2 protein-coding genes are annotated in these 2,873 nt (G+C 70.8%); one reads left to right on the top strand and one right to left on the bottom strand.

The genetic code is table 11. The features are described 5' to 3' along the window. Positions 1-260 precede the first annotated feature (260 nt). On the bottom strand, positions 261-1,274 hold the full coding sequence (locus WG209_RS24415) for a DUF3500 domain-containing protein (protein ID WP_337177724.1): 1,014 nt from the start codon (positions 1,272-1,274) through the stop codon (positions 261-263). A gap of 259 nt (positions 1,275-1,533) precedes the next feature. Here WG209_RS24415 and WG209_RS24420 point away from each other — a divergent pair, with 259 nt between their 5' ends. Then, positions 1,534-2,871: a parvulin peptidyl-prolyl isomerase gene (locus tag WG209_RS24420; RefSeq protein WP_337177725.1), complete on the top strand. Its 1,338-nt coding sequence runs from the start codon at positions 1,534-1,536 to the stop codon at positions 2,869-2,871. Positions 2,872-2,873 lie beyond the last annotated feature (2 nt).

The raw sequence follows: 2,873 nt of genomic DNA on the forward strand, positions 1-2,873 counted from the left end.
TGCTGCGGTGCGTCGTCCACGACGTCCTGCTGCTCGTCGGCGATGCGGAGAGGCGCGAACGGGACGCCGCCCGCGCCTCTCCGGGCACCGGCCCGGCCCCGGCCGCCTGAGCCTCTACGGCCTCTTTTCGACAGAGCACCACGCGGGGAGAAGGGGGGACCGTCTCCCTTCCGAACGCTTGTCGAGGCATTCCCGGCCCCGCGGGCGATTGGACGTCGGATTCGGCGAGGGGGGGGAGCGTCCCCCCCTCGCCGGGGGCGTCACTTGGCCGGGCTGCCGAAGTCCTCGGAGAGGTCGCGGAAGAAGGTGTGGATGTGGTTGCCGCCGTCCTGCTCGTTGTTGAAGTCGATCAGGATGCTGGGGCCCTGGAGGCGGAAGGCGTGGGGCTTGGTGGTGTCGGTGGTGCCGTACCAGGCGAAGGTGCGACGGCCCTCGCCGCGACGGAGGCCGTCCATCAGCACCTCGCGACCGGCCTCGGGGAACATCTCAAGGTAGGCGGCGCCCGCGGCGCGCAGGAGGGCCCGCTGCTCCTCGGTCATGTCGTCGTAGGCCAGGCCGTCCTTGCCGGCGGGAAGCGGCTGGGCGACCGCGTCGTTTGGAGACGACGGGATCTTCGGCACGCGCTCGGAGAGGATCGCGACCTCCTTCTGCCCGGGCGACAGCGAGGCCAGCAGCTTGTAGATCGGGTCCTGGATCGCGGCCAGGCTGCGCAGGCCCTCGTTCGGGCCGGAGACGACCTTCGCCGGGTTCGAGCCGAACATGAACGGCGTGACCGAGACGATCTCGTCGCCGTCGAGCGTGTAGTTCAGCGACAGGTGGTGGCCCTCCCAGCGCCATCCCCACCGCCCCTCGCCGGGGGTGCCGAAGACGCTGACGTAGTACAGCTCGGGGTCGCGGATCCGGCCGGACTCGTTCTCCTGGATCCGGATGATCTCCTCGTAGCTCATCGTGGTGGCGGCGGCGACGGAGCCCGCCCCGGAGAGGCCGGTGTCCAGCAGCGCGAAGGCCAGCGGGCGCTGGTAGTGGGTCATCTCCTTGATCGAGACGCCCTTGCGGGGGCGGGGGATCCAGTGCCAGTTCTGGCGCTCGGGGTCGTCGAGGGCGAAGCTCGCCTTGGCGCGGAGGTCGGCGTCGAGCGTGCCCAGGAATCGGCGGGCGGCGTCGATCATCAGGGCGCCGGTCTTCTCCTCGGCCCTGGGGACGACGGGGGTCTGGGCGAGGGCCGGCGAGGCCCAGAGGACGAGGATCGCCAGCGAGAGGGACGGCCGCTTCATGGGAGGCTCCATCGGGTGTCATGCGTCGCGCGACCCTCGGTCGCACAATTCTCCAACAACCAGACGTAGCCGACCAGGGCCGCCGGGCCAAGGGGGGAACGGGGAAAAGCGGGGGGCCGGCGCGGGGCTCGCGCGGATCGGCCCGAGGTTGAGGTTGACCGATCCGGGGCGAGCCCCTAGGTTGTCGGCCGAATCGTCCGCGGACTTGAGACGGACCGGAAAAGACCAAACCGACCTACGGAATGGGAGACGCATCACGATGATCGCAAAGGATGGCGGTCGGGCCCCCCTCGCCTGGGCGGCGGGGCTGACTCTCGCGGGGCTTGTCGCGGCGACCTCGGCCCACGCCCAGCAGGCCCGCGGGCAGGCGGCCCGGGCCCAGGCCCCGGCCGGCAAGGCGTCGACGGCCCCGGCCCCCACGCCGGTCCTCACGGACGTCAAGCAGACGGCGATCCCGGTCAACCCCACCGACGCCATCGCCATCGTCAACGACCAGGTCATCACCCGCGCCGACCTGGCCGACGAGTGCGTCGCCCGCAAGGGGAAGGAGATCCTGGAGACCCTCATCAACCGCGCCCTCATCGAGCAGGCGCTGAAGGCCCAGAAAAAGGAGGTCACGGCCGCCGAGATCGACCAGGAGATCGACTCGGTCGCCGGCCGCTTCGGCATCGGCCGCCAGCAGTGGCTCCAGACGCTCGACAAGGAGCGCGGGATCAGCCCGTTCCAGTACGCCCGCGACGTGATCTACCCCCAGATCGCCATGCGGAAGCTGTGCGAGGGCCGGGTCCAGGTCACCGAGGAGGACCTCAAGTCCGCCTTCGAGGCCCAGTATGGCGACAAGATCCGCGCCCGCCTCATCATGGTGGACACGCTCACCAAGGCCCAGGCGGTCTGGGAGGAGCTGAAGAAGAACCCCGGCGGGTTCGAGAAGGTGGCGCAGGAGCAGTCGATGGACCTGGCCACGCGGTCGCTCGGCGGCCTGCTGGCCGAGCCGATCAACCGCTTCGCCCAGCCCCGGAACGTCTCCGACGCCGCGTTCGCCCAGCTCGTCGACGGGGACCCGAACGACAAGGATCCCTCGCACAAGCCGAAGGACGGCGACTTCACCGGGCCGATCCAGGCCAGCGAGGGCGCCTGGGTCATCCTCCGCCGCGAGGGGATCATCCCGGCCGAGACCCGCGTCTCGCTGAAGGACGAGAACATCCGCAAGATGCTCAACGCCGTCGTCCACGAGGGCAAGCTCAAGCAGGAGATGGCCGAGGTCTTCGAGGAGCTCATCCAGAAGGCCGCGATCGAGAACAAGCTCGTCGGCACGATGAAGATGGCCAACGAGAACCAGCACCCCGAGTTCCGCGTCGACGACAAGGTGAAGCTCATGAGCAACCCCGAGTCGAACACGCCCGAGCCGGCCGAGGGCGCCGAGGGCCAGCCCGCCGCGGCCCCCAAGCTCCCGACCCCCGCCGCCCTGGCCGATGACGCCGCCAGGTTCGAGAAGGCCAAGGCCGAAGGCCAGGCCAAGGCCGCCGCCAAGGCCGCCGCGCCGGCGCCGGCGCCGGCCCCCGCCGCCGCCGTCGCCCCCGCCGCCGCGCCGAAGTGAGC

This window comes from Paludisphaera sp., assembly GCF_037189885.1.
Lineage (GTDB): Bacteria > Planctomycetota > Planctomycetia > Isosphaerales > Isosphaeraceae > Paludisphaera.

Coding starts and splice junctions, on each gene's coding strand:
- WG209_RS24415 (WP_337177724.1), bottom strand. CDS start 1,274: ATGAAGCGGCCGTCCCTCTCGCTGGCGATCCTCGTCCTCTGGGCCTCG.
- WG209_RS24420 (WP_337177725.1), top strand. CDS start 1,534: ATGATCGCAAAGGATGGCGGTCGGGCCCCCCTCGCCTGGGCGGCGGGG.